This window comes from Rugamonas brunnea (assembly GCF_014042345.1).
In the GTDB taxonomy this organism is placed as follows: domain Bacteria; phylum Pseudomonadota; class Gammaproteobacteria; order Burkholderiales; family Burkholderiaceae_D; genus Rugamonas; species Rugamonas brunnea.
In genome coordinates, this window is the sequence record NZ_JACEZT010000007.1 from 188938 (window position 1) to 212760 (window position 23823).

At 68.5% G+C, this 23823-nt stretch carries 17 protein-coding genes; 5 read left to right on the forward strand and 12 right to left on the reverse strand.

Going from position 1 to position 23823, the window contains the following annotated elements; genetic code table 11:
• Positions 1 to 33 precede the first annotated feature (33 nt).
• Positions 34 to 741 (forward strand): outer membrane protein, encoded by a 708-nt coding sequence (locus H3H37_RS12685; RefSeq protein WP_182162948.1) that lies wholly within the window; start codon positions 34 to 36, stop codon positions 739 to 741.
• A 262-nt stretch (positions 742 to 1003) separates the two neighbouring features.
• On the opposite strand, the gene H3H37_RS12690 is transcribed toward H3H37_RS12685, so the two are convergent.
• Positions 1004 to 1633 carry a 4'-phosphopantetheinyl transferase family protein gene (locus H3H37_RS12690; protein ID WP_182162950.1) on the reverse strand — a complete coding sequence of 210 codons (630 nt, stop codon included), beginning with the start codon at positions 1631 to 1633 and terminating at the stop codon, positions 1004 to 1006.
• A gap of 25 nt (positions 1634 to 1658) precedes the next feature.
• Entirely contained in the window at positions 1659 to 5693 is a 4035-nt protein-coding gene (locus H3H37_RS12695) for a Pls/PosA family non-ribosomal peptide synthetase (RefSeq protein ID WP_182162952.1), read from the reverse strand.
• 262 nt (positions 5694 to 5955) lie between these two features.
• On the opposite strand from H3H37_RS12695, the gene H3H37_RS12700 reads away from it, so the two are divergent.
• Positions 5956 to 7524 (forward strand): methyl-accepting chemotaxis protein, encoded by a 1569-nt coding sequence (locus tag H3H37_RS12700; protein ID WP_182162954.1) that lies wholly within the window; start codon positions 5956 to 5958, stop codon positions 7522 to 7524.
• A 148-nt stretch (positions 7525 to 7672) separates the two neighbouring features.
• A complete protein-coding gene (locus H3H37_RS12705; RefSeq protein WP_182162956.1) occupies positions 7673 to 8221 on the forward strand; it encodes a cytochrome b in 549 nt (182 codons plus the stop codon).
• 17 nt (positions 8222 to 8238) lie between these two features.
• Here H3H37_RS12705 and H3H37_RS12710 read toward each other — a convergent pair whose 3' ends face one another.
• Positions 8239 to 8838 (reverse strand): LysE family translocator, encoded by a 600-nt coding sequence (locus tag H3H37_RS12710; protein WP_182162958.1) that lies wholly within the window; start codon positions 8836 to 8838, stop codon positions 8239 to 8241.
• Positions 8839 to 9114: 276 nt separating this feature from the next.
• On the opposite strand from H3H37_RS12710, the gene H3H37_RS12715 reads away from it, so the two are divergent.
• Complete coding sequence (locus H3H37_RS12715; RefSeq protein ID WP_182162960.1) at positions 9115 to 9849, forward strand: hypothetical protein; 735 nt, start codon at positions 9115 to 9117, stop codon at positions 9847 to 9849.
• A 133-nt stretch (positions 9850 to 9982) separates the two neighbouring features.
• Here the strand turns inward: H3H37_RS12715 and H3H37_RS12720 are convergent, their stop codons facing one another.
• The 9 genes from H3H37_RS12720 to H3H37_RS12760 all read right to left on the reverse strand — a co-directional run bounded on the left by H3H37_RS12720 (position 9983) and on the right by H3H37_RS12760 (position 21802).
• Positions 9983 to 11254 (reverse strand): O-acetylhomoserine aminocarboxypropyltransferase/cysteine synthase family protein, encoded by a 1272-nt coding sequence (locus tag H3H37_RS12720; RefSeq protein WP_182162962.1) that lies wholly within the window; start codon positions 11252 to 11254, stop codon positions 9983 to 9985.
• Positions 11255 to 11369: 115 nt separating this feature from the next.
• Positions 11370 to 12581 carry an acetate/propionate family kinase gene (locus H3H37_RS12725; RefSeq protein WP_182162964.1) on the reverse strand — a complete coding sequence of 404 codons (1212 nt, stop codon included), beginning with the start codon at positions 12579 to 12581 and terminating at the stop codon, positions 11370 to 11372.
• Entirely contained in the window at positions 12578 to 13996 is a 1419-nt protein-coding gene (locus H3H37_RS12730) for a bifunctional enoyl-CoA hydratase/phosphate acetyltransferase (RefSeq protein ID WP_182162966.1), read from the reverse strand. The genes H3H37_RS12725 and H3H37_RS12730 overlap by 4 nt, the downstream gene beginning before the upstream one ends.
• Before the next feature lie 55 nt (positions 13997 to 14051).
• The gene (gene fabI, locus H3H37_RS12735) at positions 14052 to 14870 is read right to left on the reverse strand and encodes an enoyl-ACP reductase FabI (RefSeq protein WP_182162968.1); all 819 of its coding nucleotides are present in this window, start codon (positions 14868 to 14870) and stop codon (positions 14052 to 14054) included.
• 61 nt (positions 14871 to 14931) lie between these two features.
• Complete coding sequence (locus H3H37_RS12740) at positions 14932 to 16038, reverse strand: ABC transporter permease (protein ID WP_229218817.1); 1107 nt, start codon at positions 16036 to 16038, stop codon at positions 14932 to 14934.
• Between the two features lie 66 nt (positions 16039 to 16104).
• Complete coding sequence (locus H3H37_RS12745) at positions 16105 to 17259, reverse strand: ABC transporter permease (RefSeq protein WP_182162972.1); 1155 nt, start codon at positions 17257 to 17259, stop codon at positions 16105 to 16107.
• Entirely contained in the window at positions 17256 to 19433 is a 2178-nt protein-coding gene (locus H3H37_RS25855; RefSeq protein ID WP_182162974.1) for an ATP-binding cassette domain-containing protein, read from the reverse strand. The genes H3H37_RS12745 and H3H37_RS25855 overlap by 4 nt, the downstream gene beginning before the upstream one ends.
• Positions 19412 to 20521: an HlyD family secretion protein gene (locus H3H37_RS12755; protein ID WP_182162976.1), complete on the reverse strand. Its 1110-nt coding sequence runs from the start codon at positions 20519 to 20521 to the stop codon at positions 19412 to 19414. Before H3H37_RS12755 ends, H3H37_RS25855 begins: the two co-directional genes overlap by 22 nt.
• Positions 20522 to 20554: 33 nt before the next feature.
• On the reverse strand, positions 20555 to 21802 hold the full coding sequence (locus H3H37_RS12760) for a TolC family protein (protein ID WP_182162978.1): 1248 nt from the start codon (positions 21800 to 21802) through the stop codon (positions 20555 to 20557).
• Between the two features lie 196 nt (positions 21803 to 21998).
• On the opposite strand from H3H37_RS12760, the gene H3H37_RS12765 reads away from it, so the two are divergent.
• Positions 21999 to 23759: a PHA/PHB synthase family protein gene (locus tag H3H37_RS12765; RefSeq protein WP_311197478.1), complete on the forward strand. Its 1761-nt coding sequence runs from the start codon at positions 21999 to 22001 to the stop codon at positions 23757 to 23759.
• The last annotated feature ends 64 nt before the right edge of the window (positions 23760 to 23823 follow it).

Consider the following 23823-nt stretch of genomic DNA (forward strand, 5'->3'; position numbering starts at 1 on the left):
ATGGCCAACCCTACGGACCCGATGATGATGACAATGAAACTCCGACAGACGATATTACGTACCACCGGCGCCGTGCTGCTGCTGGCCGGCGCCTTGCCTGCATGGGCGGAGCCGGCGCCGGCCGGTGCGGCCGCGCCCACGTCCGCTGCGCCGGCCGCTGCCGACGCGCCGGCCTATTACGCGACCGCCCAACTTGGCCAGAACAACCTGCGCCGCTGGCCGGCGCGCGTGGATTTTGGCGGCGTGGGCGTGGACGGTGAGCTTGGCCTGGACAGCGGCCTGCATGGCGGCGTGGCCGTTGGCCGCCAGACCGAACATGCCCGCTTTGAGCTGGAGTACCAGTACGGCCGCTTCGACATCAGCCGTATGACCTTGGGGCCGGTGTCGGAAGCGGGCAGTGGCGGCGGCCATTATCAGGCCCTGACCGTCAATGCCTATCGCACGGCGGCATGGACCGAATCGCTGGGCGGCTACGCTGGCGTGGGGCTGGGCTGGGGCGCGGCCACGCTGCCGTCACTGCAGATGAGTAATGGGTGCAATTGCTTCGCTGGCGCCGACCATGGCGGCTGGTTGTACCAGGCCCGCCTTGGCCTTGATTACCGGCTGGCGCCCGCGCACGACCTGTTCGTGCAATACACGTGGTTGCGCATGCCCGGCGGTTCGGGGGGCGCGGGCCCCACGGTCAGCTACGAGCGGCGCCATGTCGGCGCCTGGAGCGTGGGCTACCGCTATCATTTTTAGCTGAGGGTCGATGCGCCGGCGCGGTAGGGCGCCGGCGCAGTCGATTAGCGCGTGGTTGAGTGCGTGGCGATTCAACTACTTTGTGTGGCAATTGCAGGTAATGGTGCTAACCTTGTCATGGTTGGCATTTGATGCGTCGGCGCGGTAGGGCGCCGGCGCAGCCGACCTTCCGACTTCCGCGTAGCTGGCCTGCCGGCCTGCCGTGCTGCCGAACTACCGAATCTCCGAACTACTGATCTTCCGATCCGTGCCGCGCCGCCGTTCAGGCTTTGGCTGGCCAGGCCAGCGATCCCACCCATCCCGCTTGCGCAAGCAGCGGCACCGTGTGGCAAGCCAGCACCGGTGCTGCGCTCCATTCTGTCAGACCCTGTCCCGCGCATTTCAGGCTCGCTTCGCGCGCCGTCCATGCCTGCGCCAGCGCGCGTGCGCGTTGTGGCGCTGGACAGGCCGCCAGTGCTTGCGCCACCGCCGGGCCCAGATAGTCGCGTGCCAGCGCGGCCCAATCCTCTATTTCCTGCGGCACCATCAGGTCGACGCCGACCGGGCCATCGAGGCTGATGGCCACCAGCGTCCAATCGGTTTCATGGCTGATCGAGCAGCAGGGGACGATGGCGGGGTCTGCGACGCTGTGCGCCGCGTTGGCCGACCCGGTATCCAGCACGATGCGCTGCGGCTGGCCGGGCGTGGCGGGCAGGCCGATGCGCACGCCGTCGATGGAAAGCCATCCCGCCAGCACCTGCCGCAAGGCGTCGCGGGCCAGTTGGCGCGCTTGCGGGCGCGTGCGGCCCGCCGTCGCCAGCGCGATCACGCAGCGGCCATCGATGGCGACGGGCAGGGGGCCAGGCCACGGCTGGACCGGGAATACGCCATCGTGGACGTTCATCGTGGCCATGGTCGTGGTCGTGGCGCGGCGCCGGTCAGGCGCGCGCGGGCGCGGCCGGGCAACCGACCCAGCGGCTGCCGGCCGGGATGTGCTCGCCCTTCATCACCAGGGTGAGCGGTCCCAGGTGGGCGTCGTCGGCCACTTTGGCGCTGTACAGCACGGCGCTGCGCGGGCCCAGGTAGACGCGGGCGCCGATGTCGACATGGTCGATCTTCATCACGCGGTCCTCGAACAGGTGGGTCTGCGGGCAGGTCAGTGCATTGAGCTCGCTGTACTCGCCGATGCGCACGCAGTCGAATTCCGTGATGTCGGTGGTGTCCAGGTAGACGCCGCGGCCGATGCGGCTGCCCAGCAGGTTGAACGCCAGCGGCAGCCACGGCGTGCCGCGCAGGTAGCGCATGAAGTTGGGCACGGCGATGCCTTCGTACATATTGGTCACGCCTTCGGACAGCCACACGAACGGGGTCCACATCGGTTCCGATTGTTTGCGGTAGCGTCCCAGCAGCAGCCATTTGAAGCCGACCACGAAGAAGTAGTTGCCGATGCCGTAGGCCAAGCCGGCCAGGGTCAGGTCCCACGTCACTTCGGCCCAGCGGCCGGCGCCGGCCACCGGCATCACCGACAGCACCAGCGTGTAGCCGACGGCGATAACCAGCGCGTGCGGGGCGACGATGCGGAATGCTTCGATCAGGCCGCGTCCCAGCCGGCGCAGCGGCGACGGGTGGAAGGTCAGCCACTCGGGATAGCCACTGGTGGTTTCGCGGGCCGGCAGGTTGATGGGCGGGGAGCCGAGCCAGGTGTCGCCGCTCGTCATTTGCTCGTTGTCGGGCGCGCGCGAGTGCACGCCGATCAGCACGTGCTCGGGCAGCACGGTGCCGTCCGGGATGTAGGCGCCGTTGCCGACGAAGCTGCGGTGCGAGACCACCGTCGGCTGCATGGTCATCCAGCCGCCGTCGATCTCCTCGTCGCCCAGCATCACGGCGTCGGCGATGAAGGTTTCGTCGCCCAGCGTCAGCATGTCCGGCACCACGCCCAGCGCGGTCGAGATTTCCGCGTCGCGGCCCACCTTGGCGCCCAGCAGGCGATACCAGAACGGCGCATAGATGGTGGCGTAGATCCCGTGCAGCACGTTCAGGCTCGATTCCTGGATCTGGCTCACCAGCCACTTGGCGCAGTAGGTGTTGCCGTGGATGGCGAAGCGGCCCGGCGTGAGGCGCGGCAGCACGCTCCAGCGGATGCCGGCCGACAGCAGCGCCGTCAGCACGATCAGCACCGTGCTGGCCGGGAAGGCCAGCAGGAAGTAGCGCAGCAGCTGGATGCGCACGTCGTCGCCCTGCACCCACGGCAGCCAGCCCGCCTCGTCGAACCAGTCGATCAGCACGAAGCTGGGGAACACGGGCATGAAGAACAGCGTGACGATGAGCAGGATGCCGAACACGAAGAACGCGCCTTCGCCCAACTGGCGCGCGCGGCTGACGGCGGGGCGCGGTGGCAGGCGGTTGGCGTCGTGCGGGCCGGCGTCGCGCGCGGGCGAGCCGCTCCACACGCGCCCGGCCGGCACGGCCATGCCGTCGCCCAGCGCCGACTGGCCCTCCAGGTGGCCCAGGGCGCCGACGCGGGTGTTCCCTTCCAGGATGGCGAACGAGCCGACGCAGGCGTCGTCGTCGAGCCGGATCGCGCCCAGCCGCAGCCGGCCCCGTTCCACGCGCGCGTTTTCCATGTTGACGGCGTTGCCGATGCTGACGTTGTCGCCGATGGACAGCAGATCGGGCGCGCGCAGCGTGAACGAGCCGATGATGACGTCCTTGCCGATGCGTGCGCCGAGCGCCCGCAGCCACCAGGCGTTGAGCGAGGAGCCGCTCAGCAGGTAGGCCGGCGCCGCCTCGACCAGCCGGTCGGCCAGCCACCAGCGGTAGTAGGTCAGGCCCCACAGCGGATAGTCGCCGGCCTTGAGCCGGCCCGCGATCAGCCATTTGCCGGCGATGGCGATGGCGAATTCCATCACGGTGGCCAGCAGGAACACGCCGGCCGAGGCGGCGATGGCGCGCGGCACCGAGTCGCCGGGATCGCCCGTGAAGAAATGGTAGGTGAAGAACGGCGCCAGCCACTGCGCCATGCGCAGCGCCACCAGGCCCGGCATGGCGGCCGCCTGGGCCAGGCCGCAGGTCCAGCGCCTGAGCGCGGACGGCGGCGTCCATGGCGCCTCGGCCGCCACGGCGGCCGGCGCGTCGGCCAGCACGGCGGCGATCTTGCCCACCTGGCGCTGCTGGTAGATGTCGCGCACGGTCACGTGGGCGAAACGGGGATCGGCGCGCAGGGCCGAGGCCAGGCGCGCGGCGAAGAACGAGTGGCCGCCCAGGTCGGCGAAGAAGTCGGCCTGGCGCAAAATCGGCTGGCCGGGGAACAGCGTGGCCAGTGCCGCGAACAGGGCCGCTTCGGCCGGCGTTTCGGGCAGGTCGGAATCGGCGGCGTCGCCGGCCGCCGGCGCGCTCAGGGGTGTGGCCTTGAGCGCCTTGCGGTCGATCTTGCCGGAGGTGAGGCGCGGCATGGCGGCCAGCAGCTCGTAGCGGCCCGGCACCATGTAGGGCGGCAGCACGGCGGCCAGCGCCTGGCGCAGCGCGCGGCCTTCGAGCGCGGCGCCCGCCTCGGGCACCAGGTAGGCCACCAGCTGGTCGATGCCGTCATCCTTGCGCAGCAGGACGGCGGCCGTGCCCACGCCCGGCTGCTGGGCCAGCAGCGCTTCGATCTCGCCCAGTTCGACGCGGAAGCCGCGGATCTTGACCTGGTCGTCGGCGCGGCCCAGGCACAGCACTTCGCCGTCGTCATCGATGCGGGCCAGGTCGCCCGTGCGGTACAGGCGGTCGTCGTGCGCGCCGGCGCGCCACGGGTTGGCTAGGAATTTTTCGGCCGTCAGGTCGGGCCGGCCCAGGTAACCGGCAGCCAGGCCGGGGCCGATGATGCACAGCTCACCGGTCTCGCCGCGCGGCAGCAGGCGCAGCGGCGCGCCGGCCTGGGCCGCCTCCGCGTCCACCACCAGCAGGCCGTAGTTGGGCAGCGGGGTGCCGATGGTGACCGGGCGGCCCGGCGCGAGTGCGGCCAGGCTGGCGGACACGGTCGCTTCCGTCGGGCCGTAGGTGTTGAACATCTGGCGCCCGGCGCGCGACCAGCGCGTGACCAGCGATTCCGGGCACATTTCGCCGCCCAGGTTGATGATGCGCAGCGTCGGCACTTCCTGGTTGAACAGGGCCAGCAGCGTGGGCACGGCGTGCAGCACGGTCACGCCGTTGTCGGCCAGCAGCTGGGGCAGGGCGTCCGGGTCGGCGCTCACTTCGCGCGGGCCGAGGAACAGCGTGGCGCCCACCAGGTAGGCGATCCAGATCTCCTCGAACGACATGTCGAACGCCACCGAGAAGCCCTGGTAGACGGTGTCGTCGGCGCGCACGCCGAGCACCGCGTTCTCGCTGCGCAGGAAGTGGCAGATGCTGCGCTGGGTGATCAGGATGCCTTTCGGCTTGCCGGTCGAGCCCGACGTGTAGATCACATAGGCCGGCGCATCGGGCGAGACGGCGCCGCGCCGGGCCAGCGCCTCGCCGGCGGCGGGCGCGGCCAGCATGGCTTCGGCGGTCCACACGGGGCGGCCCAGCTGGGCCAGCCGCGGCGCGAAGCTGGCGCTGGTGAGCACGCCGGCCGCCTGGGCGTCGTCCAGGCACACCTGCAGGCGTTCCACGGGGGTGTCCTCGTCCACCGGCAGCCAGGCCGCGCCGGCCTTGGCGATGCCGGCCTGCATGACGAGCAGCTCGACGCCGCGCGCCAGCCACAGGCCCACGATCTGGCCCGGCCCCACGCCGGCCGCGATCAGCCGGGCCGCCACCAGGTCGGCCTGGGCGTCCAGCTCGCCGTAGCTGAGACGGCGGCCGCCGCACACCAGGGCCGTGTGCTCCGGTGCGCGGGCCGCGCTCGCTTCGAGCAGGTCGGCCAGGATTTCCTCGCGCAACAGCTCGTCCCGACGGGGACCGTACAGGATGTCGGGATGCAGTTGCGAAAGAGGCTGTGGGGTGAAATCGTTCATGCAGTGTTCTTTGGTATCAAATTGCCCTCCGCTGACAGACTGGGCGGAAGGGCTGTCATTGTACGGCAAGCCTCGCCCGCACCATAGGGAAAGCGGCGCGCATCCACCCCTTTTCTTAACTTTTTTAATTGCAACTTTTATATATGTATCGTAAATCTTTGATAAGGATCATATTTTTTTAATCACGGCCTCATTAGACTTGCGCCTTCATTCGCCCCGGCCCCCGGGGACTTCCCCTCTAAAACGCCTGGAACTGAACGAGATGCGCAACCGCCCTTACGTGACCGACATCGAATACATCTTGCAGCCCCATGAGACCGTCGTCTCCAAGACCGATCTGCGGGGCAATATCACCTATGTCAACCAGGATTTCATCAACATCAGCGGCTATTCCGAGCAGGAATTGATGGGGGCGCCGCAAAACATCGTGCGCCACCCGGACATGCCGGCCGCCGCGTTCGAGGATTTCTGGCGCACGCTCAAAAGCGGCAAGGCGTGGAGCGGGCTGGTGAAGAACCGCTGCAAGAACGGCAATTTCTACTGGGTGGACGTGAGCGCCGCGCCCCTGTTCGAACAAGGCCGGGTGGTCGGCTATACCTCGATCCGCATCCGTCCCGACCGGGCGGCCGTGGCGGCGGCCGACGCGGCCTACCGGGCGCTGGCGGCCAGCGACGGCAAGCTGGCCGTGCGCGAGGGCGCCGTGGTGCAGCGCGCCCGCCATGGCGTGCGCGACTGGGTGGCCGGGCTGTCGATCCGGCACGGCATGCTGGGCGCCAGCCTGCTGCTGGTCGGCCTGTTCGCATTGACGGCCACCGCCAGCCCGGCCGTGGCCGACGCCAGCGCGGCGGCCGGCGCCACCCTGACCATGGTGGGTGGCTGGCTCACTTACCGGCGCGCCGTGGAACCGCTGGCTGGCATGCGGCGCGACCTGGAACGCATGAGCACGGGCGACCTGAGCGGGCGGCTGGACGCCCACGGCGCGCACGAAGTGAGCCAGGTGCGGCAATCGTTGCGGGTGTTGCAGGTTAATCTCAAGCTGCTGGTGGGGCAGATCAAGGAAGTGACGGGCATCGTCAACCGGGGTGCGCACGAGATGGCGACCGGCAACGCCGACCTGTCGCAGCGCACGGTGGCGCAGGCCAGCTCGCTGCAGCAGACCTCGGCCTCGATTGCCCAGCTCACCAGCGCCGTGCAGCACAACGCGGCCGAGGCGCAGCACGCGGCCCGGCTGGCGGTGGAAAGTTCGGGCATCGCCGCGCGCGGCGGGCAGGCGGTGGGGCAGGTGGTGCAGACCATGGGCTCGATCCGCGATAGTTCGCGCCGCATCGCCGACATCATCGGCGTGATCGACAGCATCGCGTTCCAGACCAACATCCTGGCCTTGAACGCGGCGGTGGAGGCGGCCCGCGCCGGGGAGCAGGGACGCGGCTTCGCCGTGGTGGCGTCGGAAGTGCGCAGCCTGGCCCAGCGCTCGGCCGGCGCGGCGCAGGAAATCGCGACCCTGATCGGCGACGCGGTGGCGCAGGTCGAGGCCGGCGCGGCGCTGGTCGACCAGGCCGGACGCACCATGGGCGAGATCGTGGCGGCGGTGGACCAGGCCACCGGCATCATGGGCGAGATCAAGCGCGCCAGCGGCGAGCAGAGCGAAGGCATCGAACAGGTGCGCGGCGCCATTGCCGAGATGGACAATGTGACGCGCCAGGATGCGGCCTTGGTGGAACAGGCGGCCGCATCGGCGGCTAGCATGCAGCAACAGGCGCGCAAGCTGGAGGAGCTGGTGGCCAGTTTCACGCTGGTGTCGGGCACGGGGCCGCGCGCGGGACGGGCGTGACGTGGTGTGATCTGGCGCTCTGTTGCCAGAAGGGAAAATGTGACATCATGTACAGCGTGGGCGCGCGATTGACCGCGCTCGCTGACGGATGTCCATCGCGCCCCGGTGCGTTGTGACTCTTACAGGATTTCAAGGAAAGAGGGTTACGATGAGAACAGTTCATGCTACGGTCCAGCAATACGATGCGCGGACGATCCGCCTGCACTGGCTGACGGCGGGGCTGGTCATCGCATTGTGGTGCTTGGGCGAAACAATCGACTGGTTCCCGCGCGGCACGGCGCGGGTGTACGCGCGCAGCGTGCACATCAGCTTGGGCGCGTTGCTGGGCGTGGTGCTGATGGTGCGCATCTGGTGGCGCGCCACGGCCGGCGAACACTTGCCGGGCGTGGGCAATAACGCGGCGCAAGTCCTGGCCAAGGTGGGCCACATCGCCTTGTACCTGTGCGTGCTGGCGGCGGTGGTGCTGGGTGTGGCCAACGTCTGGGTGCGGGGCGACAACCTGTTCGACCTGTTCAAGGTGCCCGCCTTTGATCCCGGCAACAAGGCCTTGCGACATACCGTCGAGGAATACCACGAACTCGCCGCCAACCTGTTGCTGGTGCTGGCCGGCTTGCACGCGGCGGCGGCGTTGGTGCATCAGTACGTCTTCAAGGATGGCGTGCTGGCGCGCATGCTGCCGCGCCTGGGGCGGCGCTGAGCCTGCATGCGGATGCGCTACAGCCAGATCGCGATTGCGGAGTAAGCGGTCAGCACCATCATCACGGCGCAGAAGGTGATGCGCCATGCCGGCTGACCGAGGAAGCGCCGCAGCAGCGCGCCGGCGCCGGCCCAGACCGAGATGCAAGGCAGGTTGATCACGCAGAACACCAGGCAGTACACCGCCACCGCCAGCCAGGTCGGCAGGATCTGCGGCAGGAAGGCCGATCCGCCCGTGATCGCCATCACCCAGGCTTTCGGATTCAGGAACTGGAACGCCGCCGCCCCCATGAAACTGAGCGGCTGTTGTGCCTGCTCGGCCTTGCGGTCGAAGCGCATATTGCGCATCTGCCACGCGAGGTAGAGCAGATAGGCTGAACCCGCCACGCGCAGCGCCGTCTGCGCCGACGGCACCGCCATCACGAGCGCGCCGATGCCGGCCGCGCAGATCCCCAGCAGCACCCCGAAGCCCACCGTGATACCCAGCATGTGAGGAATCGAGCGACGGAAGCCAAACCAGATGCCCGAGGAGGTGAGCATGATGTTGTTTGGTCCCGGCGTGATCGAGGAAACGAAGGCGAAGGTCGCCAGCGGTGCGAAAGTGATCAGTTCGTCCATGAAAGCTCCTGTTGATGAGTATCCATACTAGAACACAAGACCAGTACAGTACCTATACAGTTACTTAATCGCTTAGCATGACTGTACTGGTAATCGGGCCGGTACAACGTACAGCAGGCGCTGCCGGGTGGCGTGAGGTGAGACATGCTGCCCAGCATTTGTTGTTGCGAATATTTGCATTGCAGGCAACTCTTGGTTAGAGTGCTTGCGGCGCTGTTGCCGCCGATTCCAATTCATCTGACGAAAGTAGTTTGCATGGGCCGACGAGTGTTTCGCATGGGTAGCGTCCTCGCGTTGCTGGGTGGTGTGCTGGCAGGCGGGAACTCCGCGCTCGCCGCCCCGGAGGAAATCAAGGTCTACACCGACGACATTGCGGAGCTGGGCGAACATGCGCTCGAATGGCAGACAACCTTCGCCCGCTCGCCCAAGAACGCCAGCCCGCAACGCACGACGGTCAATACGATGGCCGAATATGCCTATGGCTGGCGCGATGACCTGGAACTCGGCGTCCAGGTGCCGCTTGCCCGGCGGGCTGGCGCGTGGCGCGCGACGGGGCTGTTCGCTGAAGCGCAATACATCGCGCCGCACGACGCCGACGATGGCGCTTACTGGGGCGTGCGCGCGGAAGCCGGTTATGCCGCGCCTGTCGATGAGGACAAGGCCTGGCATGCGCAACTGGTCGGCATAGTCGGCTGGCGTAGCGGGCCACTGAACCTGGCGCTCAATCCGGGCTTCGACATTCCGCTGTCCGGCGAGGACCGCGATGTCCGGTTTGAGCCAGCAGCCGGCTTGTCCTGGCATATCGACAAACGTCACGCGCTCGGGCTGGAATACTTTGTCGAGGCGGGGCCGTTGAAGAAGCTGCTGCCAAGAAGCCAGCGCAGCGAGTTGCTGTTCCTGACGGCGGACACCAAGATCGATGAGGTTGGGCTGCATGTCGGCATAGGAAAAGCCATGACGGACGGCGCCAGCCGGCGGGTCGTCAAGTTTATCGCCGAATTTCCTTTGTGAGCTGGCGGTTGTGGAATGTCGTCGTCGGACGCCGAGTAGTTCGCCGCCGGTACGAAAAACATCCCGTATCTGGCCGGCGGTACGGCAGGGGCGGGCTACCTGACGCGATCCCCTGCCGCACCGCTCCGGAAAATCAAACTTCAGCCAATGCCTGATCGAGATCCGCCAACAGGTCGTCGATGTGCTCGATGCCGATGGACAGTCGCACGGTATCCTCGGTGACGCCAGCCTTGGCCAGTTCCTCGGCGTTCAGTTGTCGGTGTGTCGTGGACGCCGGATGGCAGGCCAGCGACTTGGCGTCGCCGATGTTCACCAGCCGGGTGAACAACTTCAAGCCATCCTGGAAGCGCGCTCCACCCGCGAGGCCGCCCTCGACGCCGAAGGTCAGCACGCCGGACGGTCGGCCGCCCAGATATTTGGCTGCCAGCGCATGATCGGCGTGCTCCGGAAGACCCGCATAGTTCACCCACTTCACCTTCTTGTGCCGTTGCAGGAACTGCGCCACCTTGAGTGCATTGTCGGTGATGCGATCCATGCGCAATGCGAGCGTCTCGATGCCCTGCAGGATCAGGAACGCGTTGAACGGCGAGATCGCGGCGCCGGTATTGCGCAGCGGGACGACGCGTGCGCGGCCGATGTAGGCAGCCGGCCCCAGCGCCTCGGTGTACACGACGCCATGGTAGGACACGTCCGGCTCATTGAGGCGCTTGAACCGCTGCTTGTGCTCGGCCCACGGGAATTTGCCGGAATCGACGATGACGCCGCCGAGCGAGTTGCCGTGCCCGCCCAGGTACTTGGTCAGCGAGTGCACGACGATGTCCGCGCCATGCTCGAAGGGACGCAACAAGTAAGGTGTGGCCACCGTGTTGTCCACGATCAGTGGAACCCCGTGGCTGTGCGCGATGGCCGCCACCTTTTCGAAATCGGTGATGTTTCCCAGCGGGTTGCCGATTGATTCCACAAACACGGCCTTGGTCTTTTCGTCGATCAGGCGCGCGAACGATTCCGGGTCGCGGTAGTCGGCAAAACGGGTTTCGATGCCGAATTGCGGCAGCGTATGCGCGAACAGGTTGTAGGTGCCGCCGTAGAGCGTCGACGCGGAGACGATATTGTCGCCAGCTTCGGCGATGGTCATGATTGCATAGGTGATCGCCGCCTGGCCGGAGGCCAGCGCCAGTGCGCCGATGCCGCCTTCCAGCGCAGCCACGCGCTGCTCCAGCACGTCCTGGGTCGGATTCATGATGCGCGTGTAGATGTTCCCTGGCACCTTGAGGTCGAACAGGTCCGCCCCGTGCTGCGTGTCATCGAACGCATACGAGACAGTCTGGTAAATCGGGACGGCGGCCGCCTTGGTGGACGGATCGGGGGAATAGCCGCCGTGTACTGCGATGGTTTCAAGTTTCATGGTTTCTCCGTAATGCGTTACGCTGCGGAAAGCCCGATGGCCTTCCTCGTCTTGCCGCTGATTTGCAATCCAAAAAGAGATTAGCGATACGTTCCCGTCGAGAGAACGAATAAATTCAAATTTGCATATGCGCCAGCAGTGCCGCCGCGTCGCCGGCAGCCACGCGGCCTTCGTCGGTGGGGACGACCCAGATTTCCACGCTGCTGTCGTCGGCATGAATGGCCATGATCTGGCTGCCGTCGGCCGCCTTGTTGCGGCCCGTGTCGATGCGCACGCCCAGGTACAGCAACTGCTCGCACGCGGCCAGCCGCAGCGCCGCATCGTGCTCGCCGATGCCGCCCGTGAAGGCCAGCAGATCGAGTCCGCCCAGGCAGGCCGTCAGCGCGCCGCATTCGCGCACCAGCCGGTGCGTGAACAGGTCGATGGCGGTGCGGGCCTCGGGCTGGTCGCTGGCGCGCAGCGTGCGCATGTCGGCCGACAGGCCCGAGACACCCAGCAAGCCGGACTGGCGGTACAGCAGTTTTTCGATGCGGTCCGCATCCCAGCCCTGGCGCATCAGGTGCAGCAGCACGCCGGGGTCGAGCGCGCCGCAGCGGCTGCCCATCATCAGGCCGTCGAGCGCGGAAAAGCCCATGCTGGTGGCCACGCTCACGCCGCAATGCATGGCGCACACGCTGGCGCCATTGCCCAGGTGGGCCATCAGCACCTTGCGGCCACTGCGGCCGCTGCGCTCGGCCAGCCGCGCCGCCAGGTAGCGGTACGACAGGCCGTGGAAACCGTAGCGGCGCACGCCCTCGCGGTGCATGGCTTGCGGCAGGGCGAAGCGCTGCTCCAGCGGGTCCATCGTGGTGTGGAACGAGGTGTCGAAGCAGCCGACCTGCGGCAGCTCGGGGAAGGCGCGCATGAACAGTTCCACGCCTTCCAGGTTGTGCGGCTGGTGCAGGGGCGCCAGCGGTTCGAGCGTGCGCAGGTAGGCCATCGCCGCCTCGTCGAGCACCACGGATTCGGCATAGCGTTCGCCGCCGTGGACGATGCGGTGTGCCACGGCCATCAACCGGGCTGGCGCCGCGTAGCGCGCCAGCAGTGCGCGCATGGCGGCTAGCGCGCGCTCGAAGCTGTCGCCGGGGCCGGGCGCCAGTGTTTCGCTCAGATTGACGCCGTCGTCCGTGCTGAAGGCCACGCATGGCTGGCCGTCCGGCTCCAGGCCGGCGATGGTGCCCGTCAGCAGGGCGGCGCCGGTGGTGGCGCCGCGGAACGGATACAGCGCGAACTTGATCGAGGAAGAGCCGACGTTGACGGCGATGATGGCCTGCTGTCCGTTGTTCATGGGCGCTCCTTGCGGTAGCGGTGGGCCAGCAGCAGCGCCAGCGCGGCCGAGGCCACGCGCGCGTCGGCCGCGTCGGCGCGGCTGGTCAGGGCGATCGGCAGCGCCGCGCCCAGCACCACGCCGCAGGTGGCGGCGCCGGCCAGGTATTCGAGCTGCTTGGCCAGCATGTTGCCCGCTTCCAGGTCGGGCGCGATCAGGATGTCGGCGTGGCCGGCCACGGGCGAGGTGATGCCCTTGATGCGGGCCGCCTGCGGCGAGATGGCGTTGTCGAAGGCGAGCGGCCCATCGAGCACGCCGCCCGTGATCTGGCGCCGTTCGGCCATCTTGCACAGGGCGGCCGCGTCCAGCGTGGAGGCGATTTTCGGTGTCACCGTTTCCACGGCCGACAGGATGGCCACCTTCGGCTCCGGCGTGCCCAGCGCGTGCGCCAGGTCGATCGCGTTCTGCACGATGTCGGCCTTCTCCATCAGCGTGGGCTGGATGTTGAGGGCGGCGTCGGAGATCAGCAGCACCTTGTCGTACATCGGCACTTCGAGCCGGAATACGTGCGAGAAGCGGCGCTTGGTGCGCAGCGCCGGTTGCGCCAGCACGGCTTGCATCATCTCGTCCGTGTGCAGGCTGCCCTTCATCAGCATTTCCACTTCGCCGGCGGCGGCCATGGCGGCCGCTTTCTCGGCTGCCGCGTGGCTGTGCGCCACGTCGATGATCTCGACGCCGTCCAGCGATTCGCGCGCCTCGTCGGCCACCGCGCGCAGGCGGGCGGCCGGCGCGATCAGCACGGGCACGATCAGCTTGCGGCGGGCCGCGTCCAGCGCACCCTTGAGCGACTCGGCGTCGCACGGGTGGATCACGGCGCAGCGCACCGGCTCCAGTGCGGCCGCGCTGGCCAGCAGCACGCCGAAGCGGTCGCTCGGGTCCACCAGCCGCAGCAGCGGCAACTGGGCGCGCGGGCGGCGCACTTTCTCGACCGGGGCGATCACGGTGGCTACGCCGGCCAGCACCAGCGCGCCGGTCTGGTTCTTCACTTCGCAGTTGAGGGTGACGTGGTGGTTGGCGTCTTCCTTGGTCAGCACGGTGGCCGTGATGCGCAGCGTGTCGCCGATGCGCACCGGCTTCAGGAAGCGCAGCGACTGCTCCAGGTAGATGGTGCCGGGGCCGGGCAGGGTGGTGCCCAGCAGCTTGGAGATCAGGGCCGCGCCCCACATGCCGTGCGCGATCACGCCATGGAACAGGGTGGCGTCGGCGTAGTCGGTGTCCAGGTGGGCCGGGTTGACGTCACCCGAGACGGCGGCGAAGGCGGCGATGTCGTCGGCCGTCAGCGTGCGGGTCTGGCGCGCGCTCTGGCCCACTTGCAGTTCGCCGTAGGTGACGTTCTCGATGATCTCGGGCAGGTCGTCGTGGATATGGTCGTTCATGTTGTGGCTCGTTGTCCGTGATTGAGGTGGGTGCGCGGTGGTGCTGTTGGGGGCATCAGTTGACGATATGATAACCGCCATCGACGTAGATGGTCTGGCCGGTCATGCCGGAGGCGGCGTCGCCGGCCAGGAAGGCGGCCAGCCGGCCCACCTCTTCGAGCGTGACGAGGCGGCGCAGCGGCGCGCGTTCGACGGCGCGCGCCATCAGGCCGTCGAAGTCTTCCAGCCCGGAGGCGGCGCGGGTGGGAATGGGGCCGGGCGAGACGGCGTGCACGCGCAAGCCCTGTGGCCCCAGTTCGGCCGCCAGGTAGCGCACCAGCGATTCGAGCGCCGCCTTCACGGGGCCCATCACGCCGTAGTGGGGCACGGCTTCGTCGGCGCCCAGGTAGCTCATGGTCATCAGGCTGCCGCCACTGCGCATGTGCGGCTCGCACAGGCGCGCGAGGCGGGCGAACGAGTGGCAGGAGATGTTCATGGCACGCAGGAAGCCCTCCGCCGAGCTGTCGGCCACGCGCCCGCGCAGGTCCGCCAGCGGCGCCCAGGCGATCGAGTGGATCACGAAATCGAGGCCGCCAAGTTGGGCCACGGCTTGCTGCACCAGGTTTTCCAGCGCGCCGTCCTGCTCCACGTCGCACACCAGCAGCGGCGCGTCGAGCGCGCTCGCGACGGGGCCGGCGTAGGGGACGGCCTTGTCGTTCAGGCAGGACAGCACCAGCCGCGCGCCCAGCGCGTGCGCGGCGCGCGCGCAGCCGGCGGCGATGCTGTGCTCATTGGCCAGGCCGACGATCAGGCCGCGCTTGCCGGCCAGCGAGTAGGGGGCGGTGGCGCTCGGGGTGGCGCTGGGGGCGGCGTTCCGGTTGGCGTTCTCGTTCATATTGGCCTTGTGGTTGGTTGGCGGGTGGACGGTTGTCGGATGGCGGACGGGCGGGCCGCGTTCAGCCGAACTGGCGGGTGAAGCGCAGCGTGCAGGCCACGCCCACGGCCAGGCCCAGGCCGACGATGCCGGCGATCATGGGCCACAGGCTGAGCAAACCGGCGCCCTTGAGCAGGATGCCGTAGCTGGCGTTGATGAAATAGTACAGCGGCGAGATGTACATCAGCGCCCGCATCACGGCCGGCATGGCTTCGGGCGGGGTCCAGGCGCCGGACAGGAACATCATCGGCGCCAGGATCAGGATCACCATCATGCCCGCCTGCGCCATGTTGCGCGTGACGGTGGCGATTAGGATGCCGATGCCGGCCAGCGTGCAGATGTAGGCCGTGCACACGGCCAGGAACAGCAGCAGGCTGCCGTGCACCGGCACGCCGAACACGGGGATCAGCAAGCCAAACAGGCCGAGCGCCGTGCCGCACAGGATCACGGCCACCATGGCCACGATCTTGGGCAGCATGATCTGCAAGGGGCCCAGCGGCGACACCAGCAACTGCTCGATGGTGCCGCGCTCCTTCTCGCGCACCATGGCCGCCGCCGGCAGCAGCATGGAGAACAGCGTGATCACGTTGAGCAGCTCGGAGATGCCCATGAACCAGGCGTCGTTCTGGTTGGGGTTGAACCACACGCGCACGCGGTTGTCGATCAGCGGGCCGTCCAGCGTGGCATTGCCCAGGCCGAGGCGGGCGGCGGCCGATTCGAGGCCGAAGCGGGCCACGATCTGGGCCGCGTCCACGGAGGTGAGGAAGCCCTGCACGGAGTTGGAGGCGTCGATCTGCATCTGCACGGCGGCGGGTTCGCCGCGCGCCAGCGACGCGCCGAAGCCGGGCGGCACGTCGAGCAGGGCCATGGCGTCGCCCTTGTCGAGCAGGGCCTGGCCGGTGCTCGCGTGGCCGGCGCTGCCGATCTGGCGGAATTCGGGCGCCAGGAAGCGGCCGGCCAGCTCGCGCGAGGCGGCGCTGCGGTCCATGTCCAGCACGGCCAGCGCCGCGTTGTTCAGTTGCAGGGTGACGCCGGCGGCGGCGTTGTAGATGTCGGCCGAGAAGGCGTAGACGACGAACAGCAGCAGCAGCGGGTCGCGCATCAGCTGCACCAGTTCTTTCCACGTCATCACGCGCAGGCGGCGCCACCAGGTGGCAGTTGCGTTAGTTGGCCAAAGTCGCATAGTGGTGGTCATTCAGTTGGCGGGGCGCTTGTGGAAGCCGAGGAAGCCGGCCGTGAACAGGGCCGCCGCGTACAGGGCCAGGATCAGCACGTCCTGCCACAGCGCGGCCAGCCCGGCGCCCTTGAGGAAGCTGCCGGTGGCGATGTCGGCGTAGTACATGCCTGGCAGCAGGTGGGCGATCAGCGCCGCCTCGGCCGACAGCGACGGGATGGGGATGATCATGCCCGAGTACAGCACGGCCGGCACCACCGTCACGATGGCCGTGCCCACCATGGCCGCCACCTGGGTGTTGACCAGCACCGACACCAGCAGGCCGATGCCGGTGGTGCAGATCACGTACAGCACGGTGGCGAGCATGAACAGCAGCGGGTTACCCTTGAACGGCGCGCCGAACAGCAGCAGCGCCATGGCCGTCAGCAGCGAGGCGTTGATGATGGAGATGCCCACATAGGGCGTGAGCTTGCCCACCAGGTACTCGCCGCGCGACAGCGTGGACGCGTACACGTTGTAAATGGCGCCCGACTCCTTCTCGCGCACCACGCCCAGCGCCGTCAGGAACGGCGGCGACAGCATCAGGATCACCATGATCAGCTTGGGCGCGATCGACCAGATGCTTTTCACTTCCTGGTTGTACAGGTAGCGCGTTTCCAGCTTCACCGGCTGCAGCAGCGCGCGCACGCTGGCGGCGGGCACGCCGTTGGCGTCGCCCAGCCAGCGCGCCATGTGGTCGAGCGTGGCGGCCGCGTTGATGGCCGTCACATAGCCCTTGGCCGTCAGCGCGCGGAACGGGAAGGTGCCGTCGATCCAGGTCTGCGCCTCGGCCGGGTGGCCGCTGGCCAGGCGCGCGCCGAACTGCGGCGGAATCACGATCACGGCCCGCAGCGTGTTGTTGACCACCAGCTTGCGCAGCGCCTCCTCGTTCTTGCCATAGCCGTGGAATTCGAAATAGCGCGAGTCGGTGAAGCGGTGCGCGTAGTCGCGCGATTGCACGCTCTGGTCGTAATCGACCACGGCCAGCGGGATGTTCTCCACGTCCAGCGACAGGCCGTAGCCGAACAGCAGCATCAGCAGCGAGGGCACGATGAAGGCCAGCGCGAAGAACAGCCGGTCGCGCACGATTTCGCGCCACTCCTTGTAGGCGACGACGGCGATGCGGTGCAGGTTCATGCGGATGCTCCCTGTGCGGACGGGTTGGCCCCACCTTCGGCCGCGCCTTTGCCATCACCCCCGGCCGCGCCCTTGGCCGTGGCGGCGCCGGCGCGGGCCTGGTCGGCCGCTTCCAGTTTGGTGACGAGGTGGACGAACACGTCCTCCATCGACAGGCGGCGCGGCGTGATGGCGTCCACCTGCATGCCGTGTTTGGCCAGCAGGGTATCGAGCCGCGCCAGCCCCGCCTGCGGATCGGGCAGCAGCAGGTGGATGTGCGAGCCGAACAGGGCGGCCTGGCCCAGCGCCTCGGCGCGCAGCATGTCCAGCAGCGGCTGCGGCGCGCTGGTGGTCAGTTCGTACAGCTTGCCGGCGTCGCGCTCCACGCCGGCCTTGAGTTGTTCGGGCGAGGCGTCGGCCACCACGCGGCCCGCGTACATCAGGGCGATGTGGTCGCAGTGTTCGGCCTCGGACATGTAGTGGGTGGTGACGAGAATGGTCACCTTGTCCTCGCGCGACAGGCGGAACAGGATGTCCCAGAACGCGCGCCGGCCCACCGGGTCCACACCGGACGTGGGTTCGTCCAGGAACAGCACCTGCGGCCGGTGCAGCAGCGCGCAGCCCAGCGCCAGGCGTTGGCGCAGGCCCATGGGCAGGCTGGCCGCCAGCGCGCCGGCGAACGGGTGCAGGCCGGCCATGTCGAGCACCCAGGCGATGCGCTCGGCCTCCAGCTGGGGCGGCACGGCGTAGATGCCGGCGTACAGGCGGATGTTCTCCATCACCGTCAGGTCCAGGTACAGTGAGAACGCCTGCGACATGTAGCCGATGCGTTCGCGGATCTGGCGGCCAGCGTCGCGCATGTCGGCGCCGGCCACGCGGCCACGCCCGTCGCTGGGGCGCAAAATCCCCGTCAGCATCTTGATGACGGTGCTCTTGCCGGCGCCATTGGCGCCCAGCAGGCCGAAGATCTCGCCTTGCGGCACGCGGAAGCTGACGGCGTCGGCGGCCTTGAAGGCGCCGAAGGTGCGGGTCAGCTGGTCGGCCTCGATGGCGGGGGTGGCGTCGGTCGCGCGCGCGGGCGCGCTGGCAGGTGCGGGCATGGACGCGAGCGAGGGCGCGGGGACGGACGCGGGCGTGGCTGGCGCGCTGGCCCGGCCGGCCGCCGTCGGCGTGGCCGCGCTGGTCGCGCCGTTCGTCACCGCGCCGGGTGTCCGCTTCGCGTCCGCTTGCGCGCCGCGCTGGCGCAGCAGGGCGATGAACACGTCCTCCAGTTCCGGCTCCAGCACTTCGCACGGGTCGTGCGGCAGGCCATCCAGCGTTTGTTCGACTTGCTCCAGCGCGGCGTTGGCGTCGTCACCGTCCACGAACACGCGCAGTTCGCGGCCCAGCGCCTCCGCTTGCGGATAGCTGCGCTGCAGCCGTTCCAGCGCCTCGGCCTGGCGGCCGTCCGCGCCGCTGCGCACGATGCGTCCGGCGCTCAGCGCGCGCATGCGCTCGGGCGTGCCGCTGGCCAGCATGCGGCCCTCGTGCATCATGGAGACGCGGTGGAAGCGGCTCGCCTCGTCCATGTAGGCCGTCGAGACCAGCGCCGTGGTGCCGTGTTCGGCCAGTAGCCGGTCCAGGATGGCCCAGAATTCGCGGCGCGACACGGGATCGACGCCGGTGGTCGGCTCGTCCAGGATCACCAGTTGCGGCTGGTGGATCAGCGTGCACACGAGGCCCAGCTTCTGCTTCATGCCGCCCGACAGGTTCTTCATGGGCCGGTCGCGGAACGCATCCAGCCGCGTGCTGCGCAGCAGGCTGTCCTTGCGCTTGGTCAGCTCGTCGCCGCCCAGCAGGCGCAGGCCGCCGAAGTAATCGATGTTCTCCTCGACCGACAGGTCGCCGTACAGGTTCTGGCCCAGGCCCTGCGGCATCAGGCCGATGCGGTCCTTGATGCGTTCGCACGCGCGCTCGCTGTCCAGGCGCACGCCGAACACGTCCAGCGTGCCGCTGTCGAAGCGCAGGATGCCGGCGACGGCCTTGAGCAGGCTGCTCTTGCCGGCGCCGTCCGGACCGATCAGGCCATAGATCTCGCCGGGCCGCACTTCCAGCTCCACGGCGTCCACGGCGCGCACCGCGCCATAGCGCTTGCCCAGGCCGCGCGCTTCAACCAGCAATGATGACGATGCGCTCACCACGTCGGCTTCTGCCATGCCACATGCTCGTCCCAGCGGATCACGGCGTCGGCCGGCAGGCCGGGCGTGAGGCGGTGTTCCGGGTTGGCCACGATGGCCAGCTTGACGGCGTACACCAGCTTGACCCGTTCATCGGCCGTCTGCACTTCCTTGGGCGTGAATTCGGCGCGCGAGGCGATGTAGCTGACCTTGGCCTCGTAGGCCTTGCCCGGCTGTGAATCGACGTACAGCCGCACGGGCTGGCCCAGTTTAACTTTGCCGATCTGCGCTTCCGGCACGTACACCTTCAGGTGCAGCGCGTCGAGGTCGGCCAGTTCCGCGATGGCGCTGCCGGCCTGGATCACTTCACCGGGTTCGCGCAGGCGCGACACCACCACGCCGGCGGCGGGCGCCACCACCAGCTGGTCGCCGCTGACGGACTGCGCCTCGGCCACGGCGCCGGCCGCGCGGGCCAGTTGCGCCTTGAGCGCCGCCAGTTCCTGCTCGCGGGCCTTGACCTTGTCGCCGCCCAGCGCCGCCTCGCTCGCGCCCTGGCGCGCGCGCACCAGCGTCTCGCGCGCAGCGGTCACGTCGGCCTGGGCCACATGCCAGGCCAGGTCGGCCTGTTCGGCGCGGTGGCGCTCGATGCTGCCGTGTTCAAACAGTTCGCGGTGGCGCTGGGCGTCGCGCGATGCCTGCGCCTCCACCGCCTGCGCCTTGGCCAGCACGGCTTCGGCCTGGCTCACGCCGGCGTTGGCGCTGGCCTGGGACAGCGGCACCTCGCGCCGCGCGATGGCGAGGCTGGCCTCGGCCGACTGCACCTGGGCCTGCACCGCGTTGTAGGCCTGGCGCGCCTGTTCGAGGCGCGTGGCGATCTGCTGGTCGTCCAGCTGGGCCACGCCGGCGCCGGCCTTCACGCTGTCGCCCTCGTGCACCAGCATGGTGGCGATGCGGCCCGGGAATTTGCTGGCCGCGACGATGCGGTCACCCTCGATGCGGCCGCTGGCGGCGATCAGGCCGTCGGGCATGCTGCGCGCGTGCAGCAGGTAGTAGGCCAGGCCGCCGCCCACGGCGCACAGCACCAGCGTGATCACGGCGGGGCCCAGGTATTTGCGTTTGTCAGTCATGGATGGCTTTCGGAATGTGGGGGAGGGCGGCGCTCACAGGCTGCCGCTCGCATATTGCAGGCGCAGGCGGGCCAGCGCGCGGTCGTACCAGGCGTTGTCGCGGTTGGCGTAGGCGCCGGCGCGGCGCGTTTCCGCGTCCAGCACCTCGCTGTTGGGCGCCAGGCCGGCGCGGTAGCGTTCGCGCGACAGGTCCAGCGTCTCGTCGGCTTGGGCCAGCGCGGCGCGCGCCACGTCGATGCGGGCCGCCGCTTCCTGCCAGCGCAGCCAGGCCTGGCGCACCTGCAGCTCGATCTTGTCGGCCGCGTCGGCGCGCAGTTCGGCCACGGCGCGCGCGTTCGACGCCAGCTGGGCCGATTCGCGTTTGACCAGGCCACCGTCGAACAAGTCCCACTTGAGGGCCACGCCTATCCACCAGCCCTTGTCCTCGACCAGGTAGCGGTTCTGCAGCTTGCCCCAGCCGCCATTCACGCCCACTTGCGGCGCGCGCTGGGCCGCCACGCTGTCGGACTGGCGGCGCAAGGCCGTTTCCTGCGCGCCCAGCTGCGCCAGTTCGTTGCGCTGGGCGCGGCCGGCCGCGATCAGGCCCGCCAACTGGCTGGCCGACGGTTCCTCCGTGTCGTTCAATTCGGCCAGATCGGCCGGCGCGTCCTGCGGGCGGCCCAGCAGGCGGTTGTAGGCGGCGCTGGCCAGCGCCACGCCGTTGGCCGCCTGCAGCGCCTGCTGGCGCGCGTCCGCCAGCGCCACTTGCGAGGCCAGCACGTCGTGGCGGGCGGCGTAGCCTTGTTTGTAGAGCTGTTCCACGTCGTCCGCGTGGCGCGTGATGGCGGTGACATGGCTGGTGGCCACGCCGTTCAGGTGCTGGGCGCGCAGCACGTTGACGTAGGCTTCGGCCACGGCCAGTTTCAACTCCTGCTTGCTGAGCGCACTGGCGGCGCGGGCCGCGTCCGTCATGGCGCCGGCGGCGGCGATGCCGTGGCTGATGCGCCCGGCCGTGAACAGCGGTGCGCTGAAGCTGACGGCGGCGGAGTAGGCTTCATCCTGCGCGAACGGCAGGCCGTTGATGTGCAGGGCGGGGATGGCGATGGCGGCGGCCGGCTCCGATTGCAGCCGGGTGTAGCCGGCCGACAGGCTCACATTGGGCAGGCGGTGCGCCTCGGCCGCGGCCAGGCCGTCGCGGGCCGCCGCTTCGCGTTCGGCGGCGGCGGCCACCGTGTGGTCGACCTGCTGCGCGCTGGCCCACGCCTGGGCCAGGGTTTCGGATGCTATGCTGCGGTTGCACATGGCACCGATTAAACAGGCGATGATCGCCTGGCAGCACCTGAGGCGCTGTATATTCTTGTTCTTCATGGATACCGAAAAGGTTGGTATTGATGCAGCGCAGTGTAGAGGACGTTTCATGAGGCTGTATTTGATCTAGATCAAATACATTAGCGTTCGACAATTGCAATAATGAAAATCAATTCTAGAAGGAGCAATCGTGAACCTGAACGACGTGACCACCCAGTCCGAGCCCGTGACGGCCGCCAAGGCCGAGCAGCATCCGGCCTGCTATATCGACGACCATGGCGTCTCCACCAACCCGCTCGACCTGCGCCTGCAAAGCGCGGTGGCCAAGATCACGGGCGGGGTGTCGCCGATCGCCATGTCGCTGGCGTTCCAGGACTGGCTGCTGCACCTGGCCACCTCGCCGGGCAAGCAGATGGAATTGCTGGACCTGGCCATCAAGATGAGCGGCGACCTGGCGCCCGTCGCGCCCGAGCGGCGCGAGGGCGAGAACCGCTTCTCGGCGCCGGAATGGTCGGCCTGGCCGTTCAACGCGCTGTCGCACGCCTTCCTGCAAACGGAGCAGTTCTGGCGCGAGGCCACCACCGGCGTGCGCGGCGTGTCGGCCCACCATGCGGACGTGGTCAGCTTCACGGCGCGCCAGTTGCTGGACGTGGCCTCGCCGTCGAACTACTTCTGGACCAATCCCGAAGTGCTGCACAAGGCCTACGAGACCCAGGGCCAGAGCGTGCTGCAGGGCTGGGCCAACTGGATGCAGGACCTGGGCGGGCGCGGCCAGGCGCCCAAGGACGAGCACAGCGCCTACGAAGTGGGGCGCAACGTGGCCGTCACGCCGGGCAAGGTGGTGTACCGCAACGAGCTGGTGGAGCTGATCCAGTACAAGCCGCAGACGGCCAAGGTGTACCGCGAGCCGGTGCTGATCATCCCGTCGTGGATCATGAAGTACTACATCCTCGACCTGTCGCCGCACAACTCCATGGTGCGCTACCTGGTCGAGCAGGGCCACACGGTGTACATGGCCTCGTGGCGCAACCCGGTGGCGGCCGACCGCGACCTGGGCATGGACGACTACCTGCGGCACGGCGTGTTCGACACGGTGCGCGAAGTGGACCGCCTGACGGGACAGCCCATCCACGCCGTCGGCTACTGCCTGGGCGGTACGCTGCTGGCGATCGCGGCGGCCGTGTACGGGTCGGGCCGGCACCGCCATGCGGGCAAGCTGAAAAGCGTGTCGCTGCTGGCCGCGCAGACGGACTTCAGCGACCCCGGCGAGCTGGGCCTGTTCATCGACCACAGCGAACTGGCGTTCCTGGACGCGATGATGTGGCAGCACGGCTACCTGGACGGCTCGCAGATGGCCGGCTCGTTCCGCCTGCTCAATTCGCGCGACATGATCTGGTCGCGCATCATGCGCGAATACCTGATGGGCCAGCGCAACATCCCCAACGACCTGATGGCGTGGAACGCCGACACCACCCGCATGCCGTACCGCATGCACAGCGAATACCTGAAGCACCTGTTCCTCGACAACGACCTGGCCGAAGGCCGCTACTGCGTGGACGGCAAGGCGGCCGCCATCTCCGACATCAAGGCGCCGATGTACGTGGTGGGCACGGGGCGCGACCACGTCTCGCCGTGGAAGTCCGTGTACAAGATCCACCTGATGGCCGACGCCCCGGTGGACTTCGTGCTGGCCTCGGGCGGCCACAACGCCGGCATCGTGTGCGAACCGGGGCATGCCAACCGCAGCTTCAAGTCGATGGCGCACCGCCCGCCCGGCTCGCACTTCCTCAGCCCCGAGGAATGGCAGCAGACGGCCGAAGTGACGGAAGGGTCGTGGTGGCCGCACTGGCACGCCTGGCTGGCGCGCCATTCCGCGCCCGAGCTGGCGGCCCCGCCCAAGATGCCCAAAGCCCTGTGCGACGCGCCGGGCCAGTACGTGCTGGGCAAATAAAAAAGCCGGTGCCAAAGCCGGTGTCAGGTCTGTCATTCGGACACGAGCTGACACCGAATTTCAT

Bases quoted from the DNA above. Each gene is read 5' to 3' on its own strand.
- H3H37_RS25855 (WP_182162974.1), bottom strand. From the start codon at position 19,433: ATGGCAGAAGCCGACGTGGTGAGCGCATCGTCATCATTGCTGGTTGAA.
- H3H37_RS12725 (WP_182162964.1), bottom strand. From the start codon at position 12,581: ATGAACAACGGACAGCAGGCCATCATCGCCGTCAACGTCGGCTCTTCC.
- H3H37_RS12720 (WP_182162962.1), bottom strand. From the start codon at position 11,254: ATGAAACTTGAAACCATCGCAGTACACGGCGGCTATTCCCCCGATCCG.
- H3H37_RS12690 (WP_182162950.1), bottom strand. From the start codon at position 1,633: ATGGCCACGATGAACGTCCACGATGGCGTATTCCCGGTCCAGCCGTGG.
- H3H37_RS12685 (WP_182162948.1), top strand. From the start codon at position 34: ATGAAACTCCGACAGACGATATTACGTACCACCGGCGCCGTGCTGCTG.
- H3H37_RS12740 (WP_229218817.1), bottom strand. From the start codon at position 16,038: ATGACGTGGAAAGAACTGGTGCAGCTGATGCGCGACCCGCTGCTGCTG.
- H3H37_RS12745 (WP_182162972.1), bottom strand. From the start codon at position 17,259: ATGAACCTGCACCGCATCGCCGTCGTCGCCTACAAGGAGTGGCGCGAA.
- H3H37_RS12715 (WP_182162960.1), top strand. From the start codon at position 9,115: ATGGGTAGCGTCCTCGCGTTGCTGGGTGGTGTGCTGGCAGGCGGGAAC.
- H3H37_RS12695 (WP_182162952.1), bottom strand. From the start codon at position 5,693: ATGAACGATTTCACCCCACAGCCTCTTTCGCAACTGCATCCCGACATC.
- H3H37_RS12730 (WP_182162966.1), bottom strand. From the start codon at position 13,996: ATGAACGACCATATCCACGACGACCTGCCCGAGATCATCGAGAACGTC.
- fabI (WP_182162968.1), bottom strand. From the start codon at position 14,870: ATGAACGAGAACGCCAACCGGAACGCCGCCCCCAGCGCCACCCCGAGC.
- H3H37_RS12760 (WP_182162978.1), bottom strand. From the start codon at position 21,802: ATGTGCAACCGCAGCATAGCATCCGAAACCCTGGCCCAGGCGTGGGCC.
- H3H37_RS12700 (WP_182162954.1), top strand. From the start codon at position 5,956: ATGCGCAACCGCCCTTACGTGACCGACATCGAATACATCTTGCAGCCC.
- H3H37_RS12710 (WP_182162958.1), bottom strand. From the start codon at position 8,838: ATGGACGAACTGATCACTTTCGCACCGCTGGCGACCTTCGCCTTCGTT.
- H3H37_RS12705 (WP_182162956.1), top strand. From the start codon at position 7,673: ATGAGAACAGTTCATGCTACGGTCCAGCAATACGATGCGCGGACGATC.
- H3H37_RS12755 (WP_182162976.1), bottom strand. From the start codon at position 20,521: ATGACTGACAAACGCAAATACCTGGGCCCCGCCGTGATCACGCTGGTG.